Genomic DNA, 24060 nt, shown 5'->3' on the forward strand with positions numbered 1-24060 from the left:
GCCCCTGGTTGGGAAAATTTAGACATAAGCTTCACTCCTCAATGCTGCTTCCATGACCTGTTCCTGACTTAAATTATTGTTATCCAGACAGGCTTTAACCTGCCCGAGATGCATCACTACCACGCGGTCACTCAGCCCCAGCACTTCGGGTAACTCTGATGAGATGACGATGATTGCCATTCCCTGCGCCGCCAGCTGGCCGATCAGTTTGTAGATTTCATGTTTTGCCCCGACGTCGATCCCGCGCGTCGGCTCATCAAGAATTAAGATTTTGGGATTCAGTAGCAGGCACCGGGCCAGAATGGCCTTTTGCTGATTACCGCCACTTAGCCGCCCGATCGCCAGCTCCGGCGATGAGGTTTTAATTTTGAGTTGCTTCACCGATTCGCTGATGGTGTGCTGTTCCTGCGCTTCCCGCAGTACGCCGCCGCCACTGAACTGGCTTAACGCCGCCAATGTGATGTTGCTGCCCACCGCCATGACCGGCACGATGCCATCACGTTTACGGTCTTCCGGCACCATCGCCAACCCCCGGCGCATGGCATCGCGGCAGCCGGTGATCTGCACTTTTTCGCCCTGCAGCCAGATATCACCCGACCAGCGCCCGGGATAGACACCGAACAGACATTCCATCATTTCGGTTCTTCCTGCGCCCACCAGCCCGGCAACCCCCAACACTTCGCCCTGCCGCAGGTCAAAACCGGCGTTATCCACCCGTTTGATATGGCGGTTCACCGGATGCCAGGCGTTAAGATTTTCTACCCGCAAAATCTGCTCACCGATCTGCCGTTCGCGTGACGGGAACAGTTCCGTCAGTTCACGCCCCACCATCATGGCGATGATCTCTTTCTCGGATGTCCCTGCGGCATTGCAGGTGGCGATATGGCGGCCATCGCGGATCACGCACAGTTTGTCGGATATCGCTTTGACTTCGTTGAGTTTGTGGGAGATGTAAATACAGGCGATATCGTGATGGCGCAGATCACGAATGATATCGAGCAAAATCGCGGTTTCACTTTCGGTCAGCGACGCGGTGGGTTCATCCAGCACCAGTAGCCGGACCTGTTTGTTCAGGGCCTTGGCAATTTCCACCAGTTGTCGCTGCCCGAGTCCCAGTTCACCGACCAGCGTATGCGGATCGATATTGAGTTTTACCTGCGCCAGCATCCGCTGACAGCGCAGATACATTTTGTCGGTATCGAGCATGCCATAGCGGCCCCACTCGTTACCCAGAAACATGTTTTCCAGCACGCTCAGTTGTTTTACCAGCGCGAGTTCCTGATGAATAATGGCGATGCCTTTTTGTTCGGTATCCCGGATACCTTTTGCAGTAAGACGTTCTCCTGAAAAATAAATTTCGCCTTCAAATGACCCGTCCGGATAAATACCGCACAGCACTTTCATTAAGGTGGATTTCCCCGATCCGTTCTCACCACACAGCGACAACACCTCTCCGGCAGACAATGTCAGGCTGATATTATCCACCGCTTTGACTGCGCCGAATTTCTTGGTGATATTGCGCATATCCAGCAAAGGTAATTTTTCATATTGTTCTGGCATTTACACCTCCAGCAGAAACAACACTTCGACAGGAAGTGTTGTTTCTACAGAAAATATTGAAAAATTAAAGGTCTGATTTTTTATGGAATCCGTCAGCCACCACGGTGCTTTCGATATTATTTTTATCCACCGGGATCGGGGTTAATAAATAAGAAGGCACTTCTTTTTTACCGTTATTTAATGTGGCATTGGATTTAGGGGTTTCACCTTTGCCTAACTGCACGGCAATTTCTGCGGCATCGTTGGCCAGTTTGGTGATCGGCTTATACACGGTCATGGTTTGTGTACCGGCTTCGATACGCTTAATCGCCGCCAGATCGGCATCCTGCCCCGAAATAGCCACTTTGCCTGCCAGCCCTTGCGCAGACAGCGCCTGCACTGCGCCACCGGCCGTGGCATCATTAGAGGCCACAACAGCATCAATTTTGTTGTTATTGGCGGTCAGGGCGTTTTCCATAATCTTCAGCGCATTCTCCGGCAGCCAGCCGTCAGCCCATTGGTCGCCCACGACTTTAATCTTGCCGTCTTTAATCAGCGGGTTGAGAACTTTCATTTGTCCGGCGCGGAACAACTTGGCATTGTTATCCACCGGCGAGCCACCCATCAGGAAGTAATTGCCTTGCGGCACGCGCTCCACCAGGCTTTTCGCCTGCAGTTCGCCAACCTTTTCATTGTCAAAAGAGATATAGAAATCAATGTCCGCGTTGTTGATCATGCGGTCATAGGCCAGCACCTTAATGCCTTCCTGTTTCGCTTCAGCAATCACGTTACTGAGCACTTCGCCGTTATACGGGATGATGACCAGCACATCGACGCCACGGTTGATCATATTTTCGATCTGCGCCATTTGTGTTTCTTCATTGCCGTTCGCTGACTGAACGAAAACATCGGCACCCAGCGTTTTGGCTTTAGCCACAAAAATATCGCGGTCTTTTTGCCAGCGTTCTAAACGTAAGTCATCAATAGCCATACCAATTTTAATTTCTTTCGCAAACCCTGTCTGGCTAAAAAGAACCAACGCGGCACAGGCAGAAAGAATGAGTTTATTCATTTTCATCATGTCAGACCTTTTATAAGAATAAGTAGAGGCAGATACAGAGAAACCCGAATAGCAATGACACAGGGATTGTTGTCGCTGGGTAATTAATCGGCAATTGCAGATTTTAATCACTGCATTACGATTTTTTGTTTATTTCCGGAATTATGATGGGGATCATGGTTTGATTGTAATACACCCATAACGACACCTTTTATTACCGAGGCTTCATGGAAAATGAATAAAAAAGAGGCGTAAAAAGGCCTATTTATGCGATCTACCGCACACTTAATAATTCTATTAAATTGAGTGTGAAATAACGTAATTGTGAGATTAAACCTCAACTCCGAAGATAGAGCCTCAGCCTCCCAGTCCCGCTGGGCCCGTTTTCAAGGAGTTTTTCAATGCACGCATATTTCGACAAGCTCGACGCAGTTCGCTACGAAGGTGCTAACAGCACTAACCCGCTGGCATTCCGTCACTACAACCCTGAAGAAGTGATCCTCGGCAAAACGATGGCTGAGCATCTGCGTTTCGCGGCTTGTTACTGGCATACATTCTGCTGGAACGGTAATGACATGTTCGGCATCGGCGCGTTTGACCGTCCGTGGCAGCAACCGGGCGACGCACTGGCGTTGGCCAAAAGTAAAGCGGATGTCGCTTTCGAATTCTTCCAGAAACTGAATGTGCCTTATTACTGCTTCCATGATGTGGATGTCTCGCCGGAAGGCGCATCGCTGAAAGAATATGTGAACAACTTTGCCGTCATGACTGACGTGCTGGCACAAAAACAAGAAGCAAGCGGCGTGAAACTGCTGTGGGGCACGGCAAACTGCTTCACCAATCCACGTTACGGCGCAGGTGCAGCGACCAACCCGAACCCTGAAATCTATACCTGGGCGGCAACTCAGGTGGTTCACGCCATGAATGCCACCAAACAACTGGGGGGCGAAAACTATGTGCTGTGGGGTGGCCGTGAAGGCTACGAAACCCTGCTGAATACCGACCTGCGTCAGGAACGTGAACAACTGGGTCGTTTCATGCAGATGGTGGTTGAGCACAAACACAAAATTGGCTTCCAGGGTACCCTGCTGATCGAACCCAAACCGCAGGAACCGACCAAACACCAGTACGATTACGATGTGGCCTCTGTATACGGTTTCCTGAAACAATTTGGTCTGGAAAAAGAGATCAAAGTGAACATCGAGGCCAACCACGCAACGCTGGCCGGTCACTCCTTCCATCACGAAATTGCCAACGCCATCGCCCTGGGGATCTTCGGCTCTGTGGATGCTAACCGCGGCGACCCGCAATGTGGCTGGGATACTGACCAGTTCCCGAACAGTGTGGAAGAAAACGCGCTGGTGATGTATGAAATCATCAAAGCGGGCGGGTTCACCACCGGCGGCCTGAACTTTGACTCTAAAGTGCGCCGTCAGAGCACCGACAAATACGATCTGTTCTACGGCCATATCGGCGGAATGGACACCATGGCGCTGGCGCTGAAAGTGGCAGCACGGATGATTGAAAGCCGCGAGCTGGATAAACACGTGGCCCAACGTTACGCAGGCTGGAATACCGAGCTGGGTCAGCAAATCCTGCAAGGTAAAATGTCACTGGAATCCCTGAGCAACTATGCGCAGCAAAATGCGCTGGCACCTCAGCACCAGAGCGGTCAACAGGAACGTCTGGAAAATCTGGTTAACCGCTATCTGTTTGGTTAATTGGCTAAAATACGTTTACGCCCTGCCCGCTTGTGCGGCGTCAGGGCGTAACTCGTTCTGGATACGGATTAAAAGATAAGGGAAAAACCACCATGTATCTCGGTATCGATCTCGGCACCTCCGGCGTCAAAGCCATTTTACTCAGCGAAGAAGGTCGCGTTGTTGCCAGTCACAACGAGGCGTTAACCCTGTCCCGTCCGCATCCGCTGTGGTCTGAACAACTTCCCGCTGACTGGTGGAAAGCCACGGACAAGGCGGTCACGGCGCTTTCGCATCAGCGTTCACTCAAAGACGTCAAAGCCATCGGTCTGACCGGTCAGATGCATGGCGCGACGGTATTGGATGCACAACAGAACGTGTTACGTCCGGCCATTTTATGGAACGATGGCCGCAGCTTCAGTCAGTGTCAGCAACTGGAAGCGGAAGTCCCCGATTCGCGCCAGATCACCGGTAATCTGATGATGCCCGGTTTTACTGCGCCCAAATTACTCTGGTTACGTGAAAACGAGCCGGACCTGTTTGCCAAAATCGACAAAGTCCTGCTGCCTAAAGATTATCTTCGCTGGCTGATGACCGGCGTGTTCGCCAGCGATATGTCCGATGCCGCAGGCACGATGTGGCTGGATGTGGCTAAACGCGACTGGAATGATGAATTACTGAATGCGACCGGCCTGACGCGCAGCCAGATGCCTGCCCTTTTTGAAGGCAATCAGATCACCGGCCACCTGCTTCCTGAGATCGCATCGCGCTGGAATATGGATTCCGTTCCGGTTATCGCCGGTGGCGGTGATAACGCAGCTGGCGCGGTGGGCGTCGGATTATACAAAACCGGACAGGCGATGCTGTCACTTGGCACCTCAGGCGTGTATTTCGCCGTCAGTGACGGTTTCCTCAGCAATCCGCAGCAGGCGGTACACAGTTTCTGTCACGCACTGCCGGATACCTGGCACCTGATGTCTGTGATGCTCAGCGCCGCGTCCTGTCTGGACTGGGCCGCCAAACTGACCGGCACCGCGTCGGTAGGTGAGTTGATCGCGCTGGCCGAAAAAACGCAACCGGCCGGTTCACCGGTGTGGTTCCTGCCGTATCTTTCCGGCGAACGCACACCCCATAACAATCCGAATGCCAAAGGCACATTATTTGGTCTGACCCATCAGCATGGCCCCGCCGATATCGCCCGCGCCGTACTTGAAGGTGTCGGTTTCGCACTGGCGGATGGCATGGATGTGCTGCATGCCACGGGTTTGAAACCTCATAGCATCACCCTGATCGGCGGCGGCGCCCGCAGCCCTTACTGGCGTCAGATGCTGGCGGATATCAGCGGTGAAACACTGGAATACCGCACCGGCGGAGACGTCGGCCCCGCGCTGGGCGCAGCGCGTCTGGCGCAGATCGCGATGAATCCCGGTCAGCCGCTGGAGCATTTCCTGCCGGAGCTGGCACTTGAGCAGGTGCATCAGCCCGATGCGGATAAGCACACTGCGTATGCGGAGCGGCGCAAAGTGTTCAGGGAGTTATATGTGAGACTTGAGGGATTGATGTAACACAGATCGGCTCCCTCCCCTGCGAAGGGGAGGGCTGGGGTGGGGTATTAAAGAAAAATCAAAAAGTTAGCTTTGACGATTTGTTCGCCCTTAAAACCCCCTCCCAACCTCCCCCTTCGCAGGGGGAGGAGCCAAAAAACCATACTGCCCTGCTCCTTTCTAAAGGTGGAGCAAACCGGTTTTACTCTTACGGATATATCCCCTTAAACACTGTCTTCTTCCTCGGCTCCGACATGATCCCCTCCAGCGCTTCGACGCATTTCAGGTAATGCGGCGTTTTCTTGTGCGCCAGTACGGCATCGTTATCCTGATAGGCTTCGTAGATAAAGAATCGCGTCGGTATCGCTTCATCCTGCAACACATCAAACCGGAGATTTCCCGGCTCCTTTACCGCCCCTGAATGGTTGGCGTGAAACACTTCCAGAAACTCATCCACTTTTTCGGGCTGAACATTAATCTCGACCAGTGTCACTTCCATGATTCACCCCTTTTCACTCAGGAACAGTTCATACGCATGCGCCACGCTGGCGTTTTCGTGGACGACGGCTTTTACCGCTTTCAGCATGGCAACCGGTGATTCGGACTGGAAGATGTTACGTCCCATATCCACACCGGAAGCGCCCTGATCAATCGCCTGATAACACATTTCCAGCGCCTCGCGTTCCGGCAGCTTTTTACCGCCTGCAATCACGATCGGCACCGGACAGCCCGCCGCGACGCGTTCGAAACCTTCATCGACATAATAGGTTTTGATGATGTTCGCGCCCATTTCAGCCGCAATACGGGTTGCCAGCGAGAAGTAACGCTGATCCCGCGCCATGTCTTTGCCGACGCCGGTCACCGCCATGGTCGGCATGCCGTAGCGCATGCCCTGATCGACCAGCTGGATAATGTTTTTAATCGACTGATGTTCGTATTCGCTGCCGATATACACCTGCGCAGCCATCGCGGCGACGTTCAGACGCAGCGCATCTTCCATTGCAACGGCGACGGTTTCGTTAGAGAGTTCAGTCAGGATCGAGTTAGCGCCGGAAGCCCGCATCACCACCGGTTTATTGACCGCCGCAGGCACCACGCTGCGCAGCACGCCACGGGTACACATCAGCACATCGGTGTGGGCAAACAGCGGCGCAATGTTGATGTCGATGCGTTCGAGACCCGTCGTCGGCCCCTGAAAATAACCGTGGTCAAACGCCAGCATCACCGTCCGGCCGGATGCCGGATTGAAAATCCGCGCCAGCCGCGACTGCATTCCCCAGTCAAGCTGACCGCTGCCTTTCAGGAAGAACGCGTGATTATCCTGCGGCGTGCCGATGCCGAAGTTCTTACCGTCTCTGATATCGTCCAGATCTGCCATGTTACTTTCTCCTTACCTGTCAGAAGTCGTATTTACCGATGTTGTCTTTGGTGAAGACCACGCGTTCCGGCAGTAACACAATGCCGTTGCCCTTGGCCTCATACTGGTAGCCCTGCACGCTGTTCGGCACCACTTCCACCGGGCCGACGTCCGGCACGTCCAGCTTGTCACCCACATTAAGTTCGCCTTTTTTCAGTAACTGATCGGCGACGTAAACCGAGATTTTGCCCTGACTGACCACGTCCCACAGGCCGAACTGTTTCACCGTGCCGCGTTCGACATACGGGCGCATCACGTTTGGCGTGCTGAAGCCGACGATGGTCACGTTGGTGCGTTTGAGGTTCTCCGCCGCCTGCGCAGCAGCCGGTAAGGCGTTGGCATCCGGCGCTATAATGGCGTCCAGATCGCCATAGGATTTCAGGATCCCTTCGGCGGTTTGCAGTGATTTGGTGGCGTCGTTATAGCCGTACTGCGTGGTCACGATTTCCCAGCCCGGATGCTCTTTGGCGATTTTGGCTTTCGCCTCTTTCACCCACTGGTTCTGGTCCGTCACCGTCGGGCTGGAATAGAAGAACGCCACTTTGGCTTTTTCTTTCGTCACCTGGCTGGAGGTCATGTCCACCAGCATCGAGCCAAGCTGTTGCGGGGTGCCCTGATTGATGTAAATCGAGCGGCATTCCGGTTTGGTATCAGAATCCCAGGTCAGCACTTTGACGCCACGCTGCATGGCGCGCTTGAGCGCCGGACACAGGCCGTCAGGCGATACCGCCGCGACCACAATCGCGTTGTATCCCTGATTGACGAAGTTATTGATCATCTGTACCTGACCGGACACGCTCGGCTCCGTCGGCCCGTCATAGGTCACGTCCGCGCCCAGCGCTTTACCCGCCGCCATGGCACCATTGCCGCCGCTGGTGAAATAGCCGACGCCCACCAGTTTTGGGATAAACGCGATGCGTTCAGCCGCCTGCGCACTCAGGCAGGCGAGGCTCACGGCACTGGCAATTAATAAGGTTTTCATCGTTTTGGCTTTCATCATTTACCCCGGCTTATTGTGAAGACGTCAAGGAAGGAGAAGACGCAGACCCGCGCTGGCGATAACGCTGGAAAACACTGCGGATAAGACCACGGTTGAGGCTGGCGGAACGGCCAATCACCACCAGGATCAGCAGCGCACCCGAAAGCGCACTCGAGACCTGACTGGAGACTCCCACCATTTGCAACCCCTGCTGGAGATACCCGATCAGCAGCGTCGCCAGCGCCGTGCCGAGAATAGAACCTGAACCGCCGTAGATATTGGCGCCGCCCAGCACCACCGCTGTGATGGCAGGCATCAGCAGCGCGTTACCGAGATCAGAACGCGCCGAGCCGAAATAAGAGGTCATCAGAATGGCGGCCACCGCCGAGGCCAGGCCGGTCATGCCGTAGAGCGCAAATACCGTGCGGCTGACCGGCAAGGCACCGTAGCGCGCCACGCGGGCATTCTGACCGATGAGAAACACGTTGCGTCCGGTGCGACTGCGGTGCATCAGCAGCCAGAAAAACAGGGTGGCGGCGAGGAAAATCAGCAGCGGCACCGGCAGCCCCAACACCACCAGATTGGCGAAACTGGTGAAGGCATCCGGGAAATTCCCGATCCCCTCAAAGCCGGTGGCGCCCGCCAGCCCGGAAAGCAGCAAGGCGCTGCCACCGAACAGATAAAGCGTGCCGAGCGTGATAACCAGCGGATTGACGCCGGTATACAGGATCAGCGCCGCATTGAGTAAACCGCAGGCTGCCCCGAGCGCCAGCGTCAGGATAAGCGCCAGTGCCAGCGGCACGCCCGCCTGACACAACACGCCGAGCGCGATAGCACACAGGCCGATGGTCGAACCAAAAGAAATATCGATGCCGCCGCTGACAATCACCAGCGTCAGCGGTAACGCCACAATGCCGATAGTGATGAAATCACTGGTACTGAACAGCAGCGTATTGGCATCCAGCATGCGCGGGTTGGCGACGCCGAACAGTAAGATTTCCAGGATCAGCAGCGCCAGCAGTGCCGCTTCCCAGCCATATTGTTGGAGTTTATTCATCACATCACCCCGCCCTTTTTGCCGGTACTCAACCGGCGTGTGAGATTTTTTTGCTGCCGTGAATGGCGTTCAGCCGGTTTCTTTTGTACCGGCGGGCTGGCCGTCAGGAAGCGTGAATACTTCTGGCGGCGCAGGTTTTTCTGCAATGCCTGACGCAATCTGCCGTCGAACACCAGCACCGCCAGCAGCACCAGTCCGGCGATAAAATCGTTCCACCAGGCAGGAAGACGTAACAACACCAGCACGCTGTCGATTTGGGTCAGGAAATACGCGCCAAGCACCGCGCCGAGGATTGACCCTGTACCGCCGAGCAGGCTGATGCCGCCCAGCACGCAGGCGGCAATGGCTTTCATTTCCAGCCCGCTGCCGGTCTGATTGGGTACGAAACCGATTTGTGAGGCGAACACGATCCCGGCGATCGCCGCCATCATGCCGTTGATGCCAAACGCCAGGATGCGCACGCGGTTGACGGCTACGCCGAGTTGCCGTGCGCCCTGTAAGTTGTCACCCACGGCGTAGAAGCCGCGGCCAAACACCGTGCGGCTCAGCATCCAGAACATCGCGCCAAGCAGGACAATCACCAGCCAGCCCAGTGATGAAACGTTGAGAAACACCGGTTCCGACAGGGATTTCAGCCCGGCCGGTAAGCCTTCAATCCATTTGCCGCCGGTCATCAGCAGCATCAGGCCACGGTATAAACCGAGCGTACCGAGCGTGGCGACGATCGCCGGAATGCGCAGCCAGGCGACCAGCACACCGTTAAACAAACCGGCCAGCAAACCGGTGCCGAGAGTCAGCAGACAGGCCAGCAGCAGGTTCATGCCGCCGTTAAGCAGCACGCCCAGCGTCACCGCGCACAGGCCGGTGATGGACCCCACCGACACGTCGATGTTGCGGGTCAGCATCACTACCGTGGTGCCCATCGCCAGCAGCATCAGGATCTGCGCGCTGCCAAAAATCATGCTCAGCGTCTGGAAGCTGAATGACTGTCTGTCCATCGCGCCGAGCAGGGCAAACAGCGCAATGATCGCCATCAGCGCGGTGAGTTCCCGGTTATTTTGTATCCGCTTCAGCATGAGGTTCCTCCGGTGGCAGGGGTTTGGGCATGATTACCAAACGCGATGTGCATGATGTTGCTGACGTTAATGTCGCTGCCCTGCAACTCGCCGCTCATTTCCCCCTGATGCATGACGAATACCCGATCCGCCAGCCCTTCGATTTCATCCAGATCGGAAGAAATCAGGATCACCGCCACGTTCTGTTCCACCACATTGCGCAGCAACTGGTAGATATCAGCCCGCGCGGACACGTCCACGCCGCGTGTCGGTTCATCGACAATCAGCACCGCAGGCTGTGCTTCCAGACATTTGGCGATCAGCAGCTTTTGCTGGTTTCCGCCGGAAAGCGTGCGAGCGGTTTGCGATCCGTCGCGGTATTTAATTCCCAGCGCACGGTGATAACGTTCGAGCACCGCCGCTTCGCGTTTGATGTTCAGCCACCAGCTTTGACGGTTAAAGGTCAGCGAAGTGGTGTTCCAGCTCAGCGGCGCATCGAGATACAAACCGGAGGCCTGCCGGTCTTCCGGCAGATACACCAGCCCTTTTTTCAGGCGCTGTAAGGTGGTCAGCCCGCTGATGTCTTGCTGCATCAGAAGAACCTGACCGCTTTGAGCATCGCGCAGGCCATACAGGGTTTCCGCCAGTTCGGTTCGCCCTGCCCCCACGACGCCCGCCAGCCCGACGATTTCCCCGGCGCGGGCGCTGAATGAAATATTGATAAAGCCTTCACCGGTCAGGTTTTGCACCTGCAATACCGGCTCGCTGCCTGCGCTGTTGCGGCGCGTGCCGGGGAGATCCAGCCACAGTTTTTGTTCTGCGGGCAGCGCGGTGTCCTGAGTCTGCGGCGTGATGGCGCGGATCAACGCATCGTTATCCAGTCCGGCAAGTGTGCCGCTGAGGGCGATTTTGCCGTCGCGCATCACGCTGACGCGGTCAGCAATGGCACGGATTTCCGGCAGTTTGTGCGAGATAAACACCACGCCGACGCCCTGTCCGGTGAGATGGCGCACCTGGGTAAATAAGCGGGCAGATTCCGCCGGGGTCAGCGAGGCGGTCGGTTCATCGAGGATCAGCAGCCGCGCATCGCGCATCAGACCGCGCAGGATTTCCACCAGTTGCTGATCGGCGACTTCAAGGGTGCCGGCCAGCGCGCCGAGCGGCAAATTGCACCCCAGTTCCGTCAGCGTCTGCTGCAATTTCTTCTCACTGGCCTGACGGGCAGGCAGACGAAACAGAATGTTTTCACGCACCGTCAGACTCGGAAACAGCATCGGTTCCTGCGGCACCAGATAAATACCCGCCTGATGCGCTTTCGCCGGTGACAGTGCCAGCAGAGGCTCGCCGCCGAGCAGCAGCGTGCCGCGATCGGCTATTTCGACACCGGCAATGATTTTCATCAGCGTCGATTTACCGGCGCCGTTGCCGCCAAGCAAGGCGTGCACTTCGCCGCGTTGCAGGCTGAAATCGATATCTTTCAGCACCGCCACACCGGAAAAGCTTTTACTGACGCCGCTGACCTGCAACAACAGGTCGGGCTTCGGGAGGTCTGCTGCTGACTGTTCGCTGAACTGCATGTGCTGGCCCCTGAATGAATACATTTACTGAACAAATGTATTTATGATTTAACATTGTTCATAAAGCTAGTCCGAGGTAGCGGGGAAAACTTTTGCACTGATCACAGTTTGTTCAACTCATATACTCTGCGTTATGATTCAGGCGGTAATCATTTGAATTTTGCAAAACACATCACAGTTAACAACATTTTGTTAACGAACAATTGATCTACATTTTGATAAGTGTTCACTATGAATGACAAGACAACGCTTTCCGATTTGACTAACCATCCGGAATTCAGCATGGGTGAAGAGGAACTGCTGGCACGCACCGCGTGGTTCTACTACCACGACGGCCTGACCCAGAATGAGATTGGTGAACGGCTTGGGCTGACGCGGCTTAAAGTGTCGCGCCTGCTGGAAAAAGGCCGGCAGTCCGGGGTGATCCGCGTACAAATCAACTCGCGTTTTGAGGGCTGTTTGTCGCTGGAAAACACCCTGCTTGAACGTTTTGGTTTGCAGCAGATCCGCGTATTGCCAGAGCTTGCTGATGGCTCGCTGAGCGCCCGGCTGGGTGTCGGTGCCGCGCATATGCTGATGACATTACTCAAACCGGAGCAACTGCTGGCGGTGGGATTTGGCGAAACGGCAATGAGTACGCTGCAACATCTGAGCGGATTCATTTCGTCGCAGCAAATCCGCATGGTCACGCTTTCCGGCGGTGTCGGGCCGTATATGACCGGCATCGGACAGCTCGACGCCGCCTGCGGGGTCAGCATTATTCCCGCACCGCTGCGGGCGTCATCGGCCAGCGTGGCGGCCATTTTCCGCCAGGAACGTAACGTTCACGATGTGATGCTGGCGGCCTGCGCGGCCGATATCGCGGTCGTCGGCATTGGTTCGCTGAACCAGAAACAGGAAGCGACCATTTTGCGCTCCGGCTATATCAGCGAAGGCGAACAGCTGCTGTTTGGCCGCAAAGGCGCGGTCGGCGACATTCTGGGCTTCTTTATGCAACGTAACGGTCAGCTGGCGGAAAACATGGCGATCCACGACGAACTGATTGCCGTCGCGCCGGACGAACTGGCCAGCATTCCGACGGTGTTAGGTGTGGCGGGTGGCGTTGAGAAAGCCGAAGCCATTGTGGCGGCACTGAAAGGTAAACGAATTAACGCACTGGTAACCGAAGAGAGCACAGCAAGAGCCATGCTGGCGCTGCTCGACTGACCCGCAGGGAGTGAGGGGCGTGGCGGTCAGGTAAACGGTGCCCGATAAACTGGCACGAGAGAACATCGCGATGACCTCTACCCTGAACTCTGAGCACGAACGTAGCTATCTGATGGCGCTGGATGCCGGAACCGGCAGTATCCGGGCGGTGATTTTCAATCTCGAAGGTGAGCAGATAGCCGCCGGGCAGGCCGAATGGATCCATCTGGCGGTACCGGATGTCCCCGGTTCGATGGAGTTTGATCTGCACAAAAACTGGCAACTGGCGTGTCAGTGCATCCGTCAGGCGCTGCAGGAAGCGCACCTCCCCGCTTCCGCGATCCGCGCCGTCGCTGCCTGTTCCATGCGCGAAGGCATCGTGCTGTACGATAAATCCGGCGCGCCCATCTGGGCCTGCGCCAACGTCGATGCCCGCGCCAGCCGGGAAGTGAGCGAATTAAAAGAAATCCACGATTTCGAGTTTGAACGCGAAGTCTATGAATGTTCCGGCCAGACGCTGGCACTCAGCGCCATGCCGCGTTTGCTGTGGCTGGCCCATCATCGCCCGGACATTTACCGTCAGGCGGCGACCATCACCATGATCAGCGACTGGCTGGCGTATATGCTCAGCGGCGAACTGGCGGTGGATCCGTCAAACGCCGGGACCACCGGCATGCTGGATTTAACCACCCGTAACTGGCGGCCTGAACTGCTGGATATGGCCGGTCTGCGCGCCGATATGCTGTCACCGGTAGCGGAAACCGGCACCCGGCTGGGTTATGTCACCGCCAGCGCCGCCGACGCCTGCGGGCTGAAAGCCGGTACGCCGGTCGGCATGGGCGGCGGCGATGCCCAGCTCGGCACGCTGGGGCTGGGACTGGTACGTCCCGGTCAGACAGCGGTACTCGGCGGCACCTTCTGGCAGCAGATCGTCAACTTACCGCAACCGGTCACCGATCCGGAGATGAACATCCGCGTCAATCCGCATGTTATCCCCGGTATGGCGCAGGCCGAATCCATCAGTTTTTTCACCGGCCTGACCATGCGCTGGTTCCGCGACGCGTTTTGCACTGAAGAAAAAACCATGGCGCAGCGTCTGGGTGTCGATGCTTACAGTCTTCTGGAGGATATGGCCGCCCGTGTACCCGCCGGCGCCTGGGGCGTCACCCCGGTGTTCTCCGACGCCATGCATTTCAAGAACTGGTATCACGCCGCGCCGTCGTTCATCAATTTGTCCATCGATCCTGAAAAGTGCAACAAACCGGTGCTGTTCCGCGCGCTGGAAGAAAACGCCGCCATCGTCTCGGCCTGCAATCTGGATATGATCGCCCGCTTCTCCGGTGTCCGCGCCAAATCGCTGGTGTTCTCCGGCGGCGGCTCAAAAGGAAAATTGTGGTGTCAGATTTTAAGTGATGTCACCGGGGTGCCGGTGAATGTGCCGGTGGTAAAAGAAGCCACCGCACTGGGCTGTGCGATTGCGGCCGGTGTCGCGGCGGGTGTGTACGCGTCACTTGCCGACACCGGCGAAGCGCTGGTGCGCTGGGAGCGGGAATACCAGCCGGTGGCCGCGCATCATGCAAATTATCTGGTACAGAAAGCCAACTGGCAGGAAGTGTACGCCGACCAGCTCGGGCTGGTGGACCGGCAGCTGACCACGTCGATGTGGAAAGCACCGGGGTTATGATCTAACCGGCAACGCCTGCGTGCGATGAAGAAATGGGTGGCTCTCCCCCCTGCAAAAAGAAAGGCTGTTGTGGGGCATTAATGACAATTCTGGATCTGGTGTTGCCTGCTAAACCCCCTCCCCGCCTCCCCCTTCGCAGGGGGAGGAGCCAAAACCGCGTTGCTCCCTCACACTTCGCCGCGGGTGGAGCCGAAAACTGGTTTGCTCCCTCCCCTGCGAAGGGGAGGGCTGGGGTGGGGTATTAATGACAACTCGGAATCTGGTGTTGCCTGCTAAACCCCCTCCCCCCTCCCCTTCGCAGGGGGAGGAGCCAAAACTGCGTTGCCGCCTCACACTTCGCCATGAGTGGAGCACGTCACGGACCCGTTGCTACTTTCTCAATACCCGCTGAAACGTCCCTCCGGCGCGGTGAAGGAGAAAACAAAACCTGCCAGTCACACGCCATTTTGGAATACACTTCATTCCTAAATTTCATACTGAGTTATGTGGCACAGATCACATCTTAATTGTATGATGAATGCATCATTCAACTGGGTGAAACACCATGAGCAATGCAACCTCTCTGGCATTTCAATATATTCGGGCGTTTATTCTGATCTATCTCTGTTTATTCGCCGGGAATGCGATTTCATCTCTTTTGCCGCTCACGATACCTGGCAGCATTATCGGGATGCTGATCCTGTTCGGGCTGCTTTCCACGCAAATTCTGCCGTTTAAATGGGTCAAACCGGGCTGTAACATTCTGATCCGTTATATGGCGCTGTTGTTCGTGCCTATCGGCGTCGGGGTGATGAATTATTACGAGCAACTGCGCACGCAGTTTGGTCCGCTGGTGGTGTCCTGTCTGGTGAGTACCCTTATCGTGCTGCTGGTTGTCGCCTATTGTTCACACTACATTCATGGCGAACGCGGTGCGGTGGGCGAAAAGGCGGAGAACAAAAATGATTGATATTCTGTGGTCATTGCCGCTGACGCTTATCGTGTTTTTTGCCACCCGCAAGCTCGCCATCAAACTGAAAATGCCGCTGCTCAATCCGCTGCTGATGTCGATGGTGGTGATTATTCCGCTGCTGCTGGTGACAAATATTCCTTACGCCCGCTATTTCGCTGGCAGCAAAATCCTCAATGATTTGCTGCAACCGGCGGTGGTCGCGCTGGCCTTCCCGCTGTATGAGCAATTGCATCAGATCCGCGCCCGCTGGAAATCCATCATCAGTATCTGTTTTATCGGCAGTGTCGTCGCCATGGTCACCGGCACGGCGATCGCGCTGTGGATGGGCGCAACGCCGCAGATTGCGGCATCAGTCTTACCGAAATCCGTCACCACGCCGATCGCCATGGCGACGGCGCAATCCATCAACGGCATTCCGGCTATCAGCGCCGTGTGTGTGATTTTCGTCGGTATTCTTGGTGCCGTCTTTGGTCACACGATTTTGAATATTCTCAAAATCACCACCAAAGCCTCACGCGGACTGGCGATGGGCACCGCCTCGCACGCACTGGGCACCGCACGTTGCGCAGAAATGGATTATCAGGAAGGCGCGTTCAGCTCACTGGCGCTGGTGATTTGCGGGATCATCACCTCCCTCCTCGCCCCGTTCCTGTTCCCCGTATTACTTGCCATGTTTGGTCATTAAGAATGATTAATCCTCTGGTAGGTTCCCCTGAATAACGAGTACAGATTCCTCTAACTGGTTCGGATTGTATCAAGGCGGCAACTGAGTGAATCCCCGGGAGCATACAATAAGTATGTGACCGGGGTTCGCGAAGGAAGCCAACGCTGAGCCAGTCTGAAATATGAAGAGGGAAAAAGAGTATGTCGCCAAACCTTAGAAAGACGACATACAAAGCTGAGAGTACCCGGTTTAAGTACAGTCAGAAAAGTGCCTGCATAACCGCAGATTTACGGTTATGCAGTCGATAACGAGAAGGTGTCTGGCGCGCAGGATCACGCGCCGGAGAGGATTACGAATTCATCTGGAACAGTGACATACCTTGCATGGCGCTGTAGGTCTTGTAGGACGCCTGAAGCGCGACCTGTTGCAGGGTGTAGGTCGAGATCGCCGAGGTCCATTCCGTATCCACCAGATTACTGAGTTTGGTGGAGTTGGTGACTTCACGGTTATCGCCGAGCGTATCCAGATTGTCCAGTTCACTCATCTGCGTACCCAGCTCAGAACGCACTGACAGCACGTTGTTGAGTGAGTTGCTCAGTCCACGGTTGGCTTTATCGATGGCATCAGTATATTCCGTGTCAGTGGTATAGTCGGCGGATGGCGTGGTCAGGGCTTTCAGCGCGCCGTCGATGGTTTTGAATATATCCGATTCACCGACAGAACCGCCCGGTTCGGTCTTCGCATCACCCGTCAGGGTATCAAAAATCTGATTACCGGTATGGTTGATGGTCATCGTGCGGCTGGCATCAACCTGCTGGGTGATCGCCGTCGTACCGCCGGAATAAGTCACTTCGCCGGTGGTGGCATCCTGGGTATAAGGCGCGGTATCACTTTTATAACCGGCGAAAATATAGCGTCCATTGCCGTCAGTGCTGTTTGCCAGATTCAGAAGCTGAGATTTCAGGCTTTCCAGTTTGGTCGCCAGTGAAGAGCGGTCGTCATCGCTCAGCGTACCGTTACCGGCCTGAACGATCAGCGTCTGCGCATCCTGGATGGTGGATGTCACGCTGCCTAAAATCGATTCTTCCTGACTCATGCTCTGGTTGGCAAAGGTACGGGCTACAGAATACTGACTGTTTTCTGTTTGTGCCTGACGCACCAGCACCGCCTGCGATGCCGCCAGCGGATCATCCGAAGGCTTGCTCACTTTGCTGCCGGTAGACAGCTGTAAGCCGGTCGCCTGGAAACGGTTCTGACCATCCAGCACCGCATCCATGTTCTGTTGGTAAATCATATTGGTACTAAGGCGCATGGCATCAGTTCCTTATCAGTTCCGGGATCAGCGGAGATTTATAATGGCGTCGAATATCGTCGATGCTGTCTGCACAACCTGGGCGTTAGCCAGATAATATTGCTGGAAACGTTGCAGGTCGCCGTACTCCTCATCGAGGTTAACCCCGGAGATAGACTGCTGCTGCGTGGTCAGCTGCGTCACAATATTGGCCTGCGCCGTGCTGGTGGTGGTCAGCGTGGCAACCTGGTTACCGACGTTACTCACCATACTGGCATACGCGCCGGTCAGGGTGGATTTGCCTTCCACCAGTTTGGCGGTTTGCAGATTCAGCATGTTTTGTGCGTTGGTGTTATCACTGACACCGCTGTCTGCGGCGCTGGCGGCGGCAATCAGGGAAGAATCACTGATGGCGACATTCAGGCTGCCTGCGACATTGCTCACCGTTTTGATGGTGAAGTTGTCCTTGGTATCCGGTGTGCCGCTGACAGACACCGACAGACCATCAAATTCCATGGTCGGATCGCCGTTGCTGTCAGTCCCTGCCGTCGGGGTGATTTTTGCCCCATCGGAAACGCGGGTCACATCCCAGCTTGTGCCGTTGTACGACATGGTGTAATCGCTGGCTTTTACCGCTGAGGTGTCGGTATACGCCACATCCACGGCTGCCGAGCCCGTGTTTTTAGTGTTGCCCACGGTGGTCGCGCCGGTGAAGGAGAAGAAATCCGTCCCTGCGTCACCGTTGAGGTCAAAACCGGCTTTGTTGGTGGTATTGAAACTGTCGCCCAGCGCCAGCGCAAGCTGACCTAACTGGTTGATGGCCGGTTCCAGGTTGTCTTTACGGAAAGCCAGTGTGCCGCCAAGTGAACCGGTGGTCAGACGGCTTTCCTGAATTTCGGTCACGGAACCGTCCGCCTGCGTCATGCCCACGGTCAGTTTGGAAGGATCCGCACTCGACGCCATCGCCACGACGGTTTTCGCCGACCCACCGCTGACCAGCGGGGTGCCGTTGGCAAAGGAGACGTTGTAAGTATCGCCATCCTGCTGGGTCACCGTCACGCCGGTAATGTCATTCAGCTGGCTGACCAGCAGGTCGCGCTGGTCAAGCAGGGCATTCGGCTCCTGCCCGGTGCTGCCACGGGTCGCGGTGATCTGATCGTTGAGTTTGGCAATCTGCGTCGCATAGGTGTTGATCTGGTCAACATTCTGCGTGATCTGCTGGTTAACCGCCGTGTTCATGTCGCTCAGGTATTTCGCCGAGCTGTTGAACTGCGCCGTTAAGCCCTGCGCTTCGCCCAGTACCGCCTGACGCGCCGAGCTGTCGCTGGCATTGCTGGTCAGGGTTTGCAGGCCGGTGAAGAACGTCGCCATGGTGGCGTCGATACCGGTTGAGCTGTCGCCCAGTAAGTCATCGATGGAGCTGGCCTGATCGAGCTGTGTCGACAACGCACTGCTGGTTGCGCTGGCACCCAGAAGCTGTTTGACCACAAAAGAGTTGTACTCACGGTTAACGCCCGTAACCGTGACACCGTTACCGATGTACCCGGCAGAGGTTGAGGTGCCGTTGCTTTCAGCAATAATGGCCGTCTGGCGGTTATAACCGGCCACACTGACGTTAGCGATGTTGTTCCCGGTGGTACTGAGCGCGGCCTGCGCTGCGTTCAGTCCGCTCATTGCGGTATTTATTAAGCTACTGGACATGAGTGACCTTTTGGCTGCCGGTGACTTTTTTACCACCGTGTAATTAAGGGAGCTGAACCGGGGCTTTCCCCTTTTCCCATTCTGATCGTGTTATCGGCCTGCACCGCTAAAACTTGAGAAAAAAAACGAGGATTTGCAGGTCTAAAAGATATCTTTTAAATCATGGCTATACGCCTTCACTGCCTGCTCGCCCGCGCCTTTAATTTTCTGGATCACACTGACCAGTTTATCGGCGTAATTCGGGTCGGTGGCGTAACCGGCACGTTGCAGGGCGTGAGCCGCCTGTTCCGGGGTATTGGCGGAGGCAACCTGTGCGTAACGCGGGTTATTGGTGAGCAATTTGATGTAGTCGCTGATGGCTTCGACATAAGAGCCATAGACGCGGAAACTGGCCTGCACTTTTTTCGCCACGCCGTTGGTGTATTCGGTGGTGGTGATCCGGGTGGTCGGGCCGTCCCAGCTGCTGCCCGCTTTGATACCAAACAGGTTGAAGCTGCGCTTGCCATCGGAGGTCGGGATTTCGCGCTGCCCCCAGCCGGATTCCAGCGCGGCCTGCGCCATGATCAGCTGATGCGGGATCCCGCTGTCTTTACTGGCGACCTGCGCCGGAATGGTCAGGCTGGAGACGAACTGTCCGCTGTCGGTTGGCAACGGTGCGCCGCCGGTGGTGCGGTCCGGCGCGGTCGGGATGACTTTACGCAGGTACTGTTCCATGGCCTGAACCGGCAGGGTTTTGAGCACTTCGTTATCCAGCGCCATCGGCACCGTGCCCGCCAGTTCGGACGGTTGTTTACTGCCGCCGGTGAGCTGTTCCACCATCATGTCAGCCATGCCCAACCCTTTGTTGGACATGTCCTGCGCAATTTGCTGATCGTACATCGATGTATAAAGCTTGGTGGATTCGTTATCCAGAATGCCACCCTGCGGCAGTGCCTGACGCATGCTTTTCAGCATCATCTGCACGAACACCCCTTCAAACTGTTTAGCCACTTCTTTGATGTGCGCCTGCGGATCCTGCGCCACATCCCGCTTCAGTTTGTTCAGGGAGTTCGTATCGTACGCCGCAGATTGCGGGTCAAACGTCCCTGACATCGACATCAGATCGCTCATCAGATAATTTCCAAATCAGCACGCAGGCATCCGGCTGTTTTCATTGCCTGCAGGATAGACATCAGATCGATAGGCGTCGCGCCTAACGCATTCAGGGTACGCACCACGTTGTTCAGGCTGGCACTCGAACGTACCTGCTGAATCGACCCGCCCGACTGACGAACGGAAATATTGGTGTTTGGCGTCACCACCGTCTGACCGCCACCAAATGGCGTGTTCGGCTGGCTGACATCGTTCTGACGATCGACCACCACAGAGAGGTTGCCCTGCGCCACCGCACAGCTGTCCAGCGTGACATCGCGGTTCATGACCACCGAACCGGTACGGGAGTTGATGATCACTTTCGCGTCCATCGGCCCGACGTTGACTTCGATATTCTGGATCTGCGCCAGAATGCGCACCTGCGAGGTGTTGCCACGCGGCACCACCACCTGAATATTGCGGGAATCCAGTGCCGACGCCACGCCCATCCCCTGACGGTTGATCGCATCGCTGATCTGCTGCGCCAGATTGAAATCTTCGTCATTGAGTTGCAGGTTGATCACGCCTTCGGTCCCGAAGGTGCTTGGCAGTTCACGTTCAATGGTTGCCCCGCCGGTGATACGACCGCCGGACACCTGGTTCACCGTGACGCTGCTGCCACCGGCAGACGCACCGGCACCGCCCACCAGCACGTTACCCTGTGCCAGCGCGTACACCTGATTATCTACGCCTTTCATTGGCGTCATCAGCAAGGTGCCGCCACGGATACTTTTGGCGTTACCCATGGAAGACACCACGACGTCGATGGCCTGACCGGCTCGCGAAAACGGCGGCATCTTGGCCGTGACCATGACCGCCGCCACGTTTTTCAGCTGCATATTGGTGCCTGCCGGTACGGTGATACCGAGCTGGGATAACATGTTGGTCAGCGTCTGGGTGGTGAACGGCGTCTGGGTGGTCTGGTCACCGGTACCGTCGAGGCCGACAACCAGACCGTAGCCGATCAGGGCGTTATCACGCACACCCTGAACGGTGGTCAGATCGCGAATACGATCGGCGGATGCGGGCAGTACCACCAGGGCAGACATCGCCAGACAGAGAATACCGGAGAGAAGTTTTCGCATGATTGCCTCGTTATAACGGCGATAAGTTTAAGAAGAACCGCTGCAACCAGCCCATGTTCTGCGCTTCATTGATGTAGCCATTACCCACGTACTCGATGCGTGCATCTGCCACCTGCGTGGAGATCACGGCGTTCGCGCCGCTGATGGTGCGTGGGTTGACCACACCGGAGAACCGGATAAATTCGGTTCCCTGATTAATTTCGATTTGTTTTTCACCGACCACTTTCAGGTTGCCGTTCGCCAGCACTTCGGCGACGGTCACGGTCAGTGTGCCGCTGAAGGTGTTATTGGCAGCAGCACCGCCCTTGCCGGCGAAGGTATTCGCACCGGAGGTATCCACGGCGGCACGGCCATTGCCGAACAAGCCTTCCAGATAACGCGGGGTGGTATCAAAGCCAAACGTCGTGGAGCCGTTACGGCTGGCGTTCGCTGAGGAGCTTTTGCTCGCACTGACGTTTTCCTGCAAGACGATGGTCAGCGTATCGCCGATATTACGTGGACGGCGGTCTTCAAACAGCGGCTGATAACCGTAGTTCATCGGCTGTACTGACTGGAAAATCGAGCCGTTTGGAACCGGCGGTGCGGCAGGCGCAGGTGCCGCTGTGGTTGTTCCGGGGACCAGCGGGGTGTGCGGCATATACGCGCAGCCATTCGCCAGTAATGTGATTAACAGCGGCAGCACCAGCTTGCCTGGTCGGTCTGTAGAAAAAGTCATTACCGACGTGTTTTTTTTGGTCACCACAGTTATCGCCTTTAAAAAAATCGACCTGGTAGGGATCTGAACCGGTTCAGGACAGGAGCGGAGCGGATCCGCCCCTGTCCTCTTTTTGTCTTACTGACACAAAAAACTTACAGCTGAGAAAGTTTCTGCAGCATTTCGTCCGACGTGGACACGGCTTTACTGTTGATTTCGTAAGCGCGCTGCGTCTGGATCATGTTGACCAGTTCTTCCGCCACGTTGACGTTAGAGGTTTCCACATAACCCTGATACAGCAGACCCGCGCCGTTCAGGCCCGGTGTGCTTTCAGTCGGTGCGCCGGAGCTTTGGGTTTCCTGATACAGGTTCTCACCCAGTGACTCCAGGCCGCTGTTGTTGATGAAGGTGCTCAGCGTCAGCTGACCGACCTGCTGTGCCGCCGTCTGACCTTGCGTGGTCACACTGACGATACCGTCACGGCCCACGGTCATGCTCAGGGCATTGGCCGGAATGGTGATAGCCGGGATCACCTGATAACCGCTGGAGGTCACCAGCTGACCGTTCTGGTCAACCTGGAAAGAACCGTCACGGGTATAGGCGGTGGTGCCGTCCGGCAACTGCACCTGGAAGAACCCTTCCCCTTTTACGGCGATGTCTTTGCTGTTGCTGGTCTGCGACAGGTTACCCTGCGAGAACAGACGTTCCGTGGACACAGGACGCACACCGGTACCGATCTGTAAACCGGATGGCAGGTTCGTCTGTTCAGAAGACTGCGCACCAGGCTGACGGACTGTCTGGTAAAGCAGGTCTTCAAATACCGCACGCTGGCGTTTAAAGCCGTTAGTGCTGACGTTCGCCAGGTTGTTGGCGATGACATCCATGTTGGTCTGCTGGGCATCCAGACCGGTTTTCGCAATATACAGCGATGGGATCATGTTTTTACTCCTCTGCCATCATCAGCTCATTGACAGCAGATTGTTGGCACTCTGTTCATTTTCATCGACGCTGTGGATGACTTTCATCTGCATCTCAAAGCGACGGGCGTTGGCGATCATGTCAACCATGGTAGACACCGGGTCCGCGTTACTGCCTTCAAGCGTGCCGGGCATGACGTGAATGGTCGGGTCAGCCTGTAACGCGGCACCCCGCGCCTGCACGGTGGCCGGGGTTGGCCGGAACATGCCGTCGTCGCCACGGGTGACTTCGTTGTTTGCAGCCTTTACCAGCTTGAGTTTGCCGAGCTGCCCCATGGTGTTGGGATCAGCACCGGCTTCAAGTACGGCAATGGTGCCGTCCGCTGAAATCGTGAGCTGAGAGTCCGGCGGAACTTCGATCGGCCCGTTATCCCCCATCACCGGATGACCCTGAACGGTCAGCTGGTTAGTGGGGGAAACCTGCATGTCACCGTTACGGGTATAGGCTTCAGAGCCATCAGGCATCTGCACCGCAAGGAAACCGTCCTGCTGTAACGCCACGTCAAGCGGGCGTCCGGTGTAGTTCAGTTTCCCCTGGGTCATGTCTGCGCCCGGCGTAGACGCGGTGACCAGCGTACGGGTTTGCAGGCTTTCACCGTCCACCGGCACTGCGCGCATCGCTAAAAGCTGCGAGCGGAAGCCCGGTGTATTGGCGTTGGCCAGGTTACTCGACGTCACCGACTGCTGAACCAGCGTCTGACTGGCGGCGCCGCCTGCGGTGTAGATAGCGTGATCCATAATGCTGCCCTGTTCTCAGGTGATAAAACG

The 24060-nt window shown here is 56.1% G+C and carries 21 protein-coding genes; 6 read left to right on the plus strand and 15 right to left on the minus strand.

All coding sequences use genetic code 11. The annotated features are described in order from the left end of the window. Positions 1–18: 18 nt before the first annotated feature. Positions 19–1560, minus strand: a complete 1542-nt coding sequence (locus EYY67_RS21110) for a xylose ABC transporter ATP-binding protein (RefSeq protein WP_131694321.1) — start codon at positions 1558–1560, stop codon at positions 19–21. Between the two features lie 64 nt (positions 1561–1624). Continuing rightward, the gene (gene xylF, locus EYY67_RS21115; protein ID WP_095922278.1) at positions 1625–2617 is read right to left on the minus strand and encodes a D-xylose ABC transporter substrate-binding protein; all 993 of its coding nucleotides are present in this window, start codon (positions 2615–2617) and stop codon (positions 1625–1627) included. Between the two features lie 383 nt (positions 2618–3000). Here xylF and xylA point away from each other — a divergent pair, with 383 nt between their 5' ends. Both xylA and xylB read left to right on the plus strand, forming a co-directional pair. Continuing rightward, positions 3001–4320 (plus strand): xylose isomerase, encoded by a 1320-nt coding sequence (gene xylA, locus EYY67_RS21120; RefSeq protein WP_095922279.1) that lies wholly within the window; start codon positions 3001–3003, stop codon positions 4318–4320. Positions 4321–4412: 92 nt separating this feature from the next. Beyond that, a complete protein-coding gene (gene xylB / locus EYY67_RS21125; protein ID WP_095922280.1) occupies positions 4413–5864 on the plus strand; it encodes a xylulokinase in 1452 nt (483 codons plus the stop codon). Positions 5865–6051: 187 nt separating this feature from the next. On the opposite strand, the gene lsrG is transcribed toward xylB, so the two are convergent. The 6 genes from lsrG to lsrA are packed head-to-tail and all read right to left on the minus strand — an operon-like array spanning position 6052 to position 11928. Next, entirely contained in the window at positions 6052–6342 is a 291-nt protein-coding gene (gene lsrG / locus EYY67_RS21130) for a (4S)-4-hydroxy-5-phosphonooxypentane-2,3-dione isomerase (RefSeq protein WP_095922281.1), read from the minus strand. Positions 6343–6345: 3 nt separating this feature from the next. Further along, positions 6346–7221 (minus strand): 3-hydroxy-5-phosphonooxypentane-2,4-dione thiolase, encoded by an 876-nt coding sequence (gene lsrF, locus EYY67_RS21135; protein ID WP_131694322.1) that lies wholly within the window; start codon positions 7219–7221, stop codon positions 6346–6348. 19 nt (positions 7222–7240) lie between these two features. Then, positions 7241–8242, minus strand: a complete 1002-nt coding sequence (gene lsrB, locus EYY67_RS21140; protein ID WP_411740909.1) for an autoinducer 2 ABC transporter substrate-binding protein LsrB — start codon at positions 8240–8242, stop codon at positions 7241–7243. A 28-nt stretch (positions 8243–8270) separates the two neighbouring features. Next, positions 8271–9296: an autoinducer 2 ABC transporter permease LsrD gene (gene lsrD, locus EYY67_RS21145; RefSeq protein ID WP_131694323.1), complete on the minus strand. Its 1026-nt coding sequence runs from the start codon at positions 9294–9296 to the stop codon at positions 8271–8273. After that, positions 9296–10372, minus strand: a complete 1077-nt coding sequence (gene lsrC, locus EYY67_RS21150; protein ID WP_131694324.1) for an autoinducer 2 ABC transporter permease LsrC — start codon at positions 10370–10372, stop codon at positions 9296–9298. Before lsrC ends, lsrD begins: the two co-directional genes overlap by 1 nt. Then, positions 10366–11928, minus strand: a complete 1563-nt coding sequence (gene lsrA, locus EYY67_RS21155; protein ID WP_095922286.1) for an autoinducer 2 ABC transporter ATP-binding protein LsrA — start codon at positions 11926–11928, stop codon at positions 10366–10368. Before lsrA ends, lsrC begins: the two co-directional genes overlap by 7 nt. Before the next feature lie 231 nt (positions 11929–12159). Here lsrA and lsrR point away from each other — a divergent pair, with 231 nt between their 5' ends. The 4 genes from lsrR to EYY67_RS21175 all read left to right on the plus strand — a co-directional run bounded on the left by lsrR (position 12160) and on the right by EYY67_RS21175 (position 16434). Next, positions 12160–13134, plus strand: coding sequence for a transcriptional regulator LsrR (gene lsrR, locus EYY67_RS21160; RefSeq protein WP_131694325.1), 975 nt, complete (start codon positions 12160–12162; stop codon positions 13132–13134). A 70-nt stretch (positions 13135–13204) separates the two neighbouring features. Further along, a complete protein-coding gene (lsrK, locus tag EYY67_RS21165; RefSeq protein WP_095922288.1) occupies positions 13205–14797 on the plus strand; it encodes an autoinducer-2 kinase in 1593 nt (530 codons plus the stop codon). Between the two features lie 544 nt (positions 14798–15341). After that, positions 15342–15746 (plus strand): CidA/LrgA family protein, encoded by a 405-nt coding sequence (locus EYY67_RS21170; RefSeq protein ID WP_131694326.1) that lies wholly within the window; start codon positions 15342–15344, stop codon positions 15744–15746. Then, positions 15739–16434: a CidB/LrgB family autolysis modulator gene (locus EYY67_RS21175; protein WP_119822409.1), complete on the plus strand. Its 696-nt coding sequence runs from the start codon at positions 15739–15741 to the stop codon at positions 16432–16434. Before EYY67_RS21170 ends, EYY67_RS21175 begins: the two co-directional genes overlap by 8 nt. 328 nt (positions 16435–16762) lie before the next feature. On the opposite strand, the gene flgL is transcribed toward EYY67_RS21175, so the two are convergent. The 7 genes from flgL to EYY67_RS21210 all read right to left on the minus strand — a co-directional run bounded on the left by flgL (position 16763) and on the right by EYY67_RS21210 (position 24030). Continuing rightward, the gene (flgL, locus tag EYY67_RS21180) at positions 16763–17725 is read right to left on the minus strand and encodes a flagellar hook-associated protein FlgL (RefSeq protein WP_119822408.1); all 963 of its coding nucleotides are present in this window, start codon (positions 17723–17725) and stop codon (positions 16763–16765) included. Positions 17726–17752: 27 nt separating this feature from the next. After that, a complete protein-coding gene (flgK, locus tag EYY67_RS21185; protein ID WP_131694327.1) occupies positions 17753–19405 on the minus strand; it encodes a flagellar hook-associated protein FlgK in 1653 nt (550 codons plus the stop codon). 141 nt (positions 19406–19546) lie between these two features. Beyond that, the gene (flgJ, locus tag EYY67_RS21190; protein WP_095922293.1) at positions 19547–20515 is read right to left on the minus strand and encodes a flagellar assembly peptidoglycan hydrolase FlgJ; all 969 of its coding nucleotides are present in this window, start codon (positions 20513–20515) and stop codon (positions 19547–19549) included. Then, positions 20515–21621, minus strand: coding sequence for a flagellar basal body P-ring protein FlgI (locus tag EYY67_RS21195; RefSeq protein ID WP_131694328.1), 1107 nt, complete (start codon positions 21619–21621; stop codon positions 20515–20517). Before EYY67_RS21195 ends, flgJ begins: the two co-directional genes overlap by 1 nt. A 10-nt stretch (positions 21622–21631) precedes the next feature. Next, positions 21632–22336 carry a flagellar basal body L-ring protein FlgH gene (locus EYY67_RS21200; protein WP_131694329.1) on the minus strand — a complete coding sequence of 235 codons (705 nt, stop codon included), beginning with the start codon at positions 22334–22336 and terminating at the stop codon, positions 21632–21634. A 134-nt stretch (positions 22337–22470) separates the two neighbouring features. After that, the gene (flgG, locus tag EYY67_RS21205) at positions 22471–23253 is read right to left on the minus strand and encodes a flagellar basal-body rod protein FlgG (protein ID WP_095922295.1); all 783 of its coding nucleotides are present in this window, start codon (positions 23251–23253) and stop codon (positions 22471–22473) included. A gap of 21 nt (positions 23254–23274) precedes the next feature. Further along, entirely contained in the window at positions 23275–24030 is a 756-nt protein-coding gene (locus tag EYY67_RS21210) for a flagellar basal body rod protein FlgF (protein ID WP_095922296.1), read from the minus strand. Positions 24031–24060: the final 30 nt, after the last annotated feature.

The organism is Rahnella victoriana, from assembly GCF_004330295.1.
In the GTDB taxonomy this organism is placed as follows: Bacteria; Pseudomonadota; Gammaproteobacteria; order Enterobacterales; family Enterobacteriaceae; genus Rahnella; species Rahnella victoriana.

Bases quoted from the DNA above. Each gene is read 5' to 3' on its own strand.
- EYY67_RS21170 (WP_131694326.1), top strand. From the start codon at position 15,342: ATGAGCAATGCAACCTCTCTGGCATTTCAATATATTCGGGCGTTTATT.
- xylA (WP_095922279.1), top strand. From the start codon at position 3,001: ATGCACGCATATTTCGACAAGCTCGACGCAGTTCGCTACGAAGGTGCT.
- lsrF (WP_131694322.1), bottom strand. From the start codon at position 7,221: ATGGCAGATCTGGACGATATCAGAGACGGTAAGAACTTCGGCATCGGC.
- EYY67_RS21195 (WP_131694328.1), bottom strand. From the start codon at position 21,621: ATGCGAAAACTTCTCTCCGGTATTCTCTGTCTGGCGATGTCTGCCCTG.
- lsrR (WP_131694325.1), top strand. From the start codon at position 12,160: ATGAATGACAAGACAACGCTTTCCGATTTGACTAACCATCCGGAATTC.
- EYY67_RS21110 (WP_131694321.1), bottom strand. From the start codon at position 1,560: ATGCCAGAACAATATGAAAAATTACCTTTGCTGGATATGCGCAATATC.
- lsrG (WP_095922281.1), bottom strand. From the start codon at position 6,342: ATGGAAGTGACACTGGTCGAGATTAATGTTCAGCCCGAAAAAGTGGAT.
- xylB (WP_095922280.1), top strand. From the start codon at position 4,413: ATGTATCTCGGTATCGATCTCGGCACCTCCGGCGTCAAAGCCATTTTA.
- EYY67_RS21210 (WP_095922296.1), bottom strand. From the start codon at position 24,030: ATGGATCACGCTATCTACACCGCAGGCGGCGCCGCCAGTCAGACGCTG.
- lsrD (WP_131694323.1), bottom strand. From the start codon at position 9,296: ATGAATAAACTCCAACAATATGGCTGGGAAGCGGCACTGCTGGCGCTG.
- lsrC (WP_131694324.1), bottom strand. From the start codon at position 10,372: ATGCTGAAGCGGATACAAAATAACCGGGAACTCACCGCGCTGATGGCG.
- flgK (WP_131694327.1), bottom strand. From the start codon at position 19,405: ATGTCCAGTAGCTTAATAAATACCGCAATGAGCGGACTGAACGCAGCG.
- EYY67_RS21175 (WP_119822409.1), top strand. From the start codon at position 15,739: ATGATTGATATTCTGTGGTCATTGCCGCTGACGCTTATCGTGTTTTTT.
- lsrA (WP_095922286.1), bottom strand. From the start codon at position 11,928: ATGCAGTTCAGCGAACAGTCAGCAGCAGACCTCCCGAAGCCCGACCTG.
- xylF (WP_095922278.1), bottom strand. From the start codon at position 2,617: ATGAAAATGAATAAACTCATTCTTTCTGCCTGTGCCGCGTTGGTTCTT.
- flgL (WP_119822408.1), bottom strand. From the start codon at position 17,725: ATGCGCCTTAGTACCAATATGATTTACCAACAGAACATGGATGCGGTG.
- flgJ (WP_095922293.1), bottom strand. From the start codon at position 20,515: ATGAGCGATCTGATGTCGATGTCAGGGACGTTTGACCCGCAATCTGCG.
- lsrK (WP_095922288.1), top strand. From the start codon at position 13,205: ATGACCTCTACCCTGAACTCTGAGCACGAACGTAGCTATCTGATGGCG.
- EYY67_RS21200 (WP_131694329.1), bottom strand. From the start codon at position 22,336: ATGACTTTTTCTACAGACCGACCAGGCAAGCTGGTGCTGCCGCTGTTA.
- flgG (WP_095922295.1), bottom strand. From the start codon at position 23,253: ATGATCCCATCGCTGTATATTGCGAAAACCGGTCTGGATGCCCAGCAG.
- lsrB (WP_411740909.1), bottom strand. From the start codon at position 8,242: ATGAAAACCTTATTAATTGCCAGTGCCGTGAGCCTCGCCTGCCTGAGT.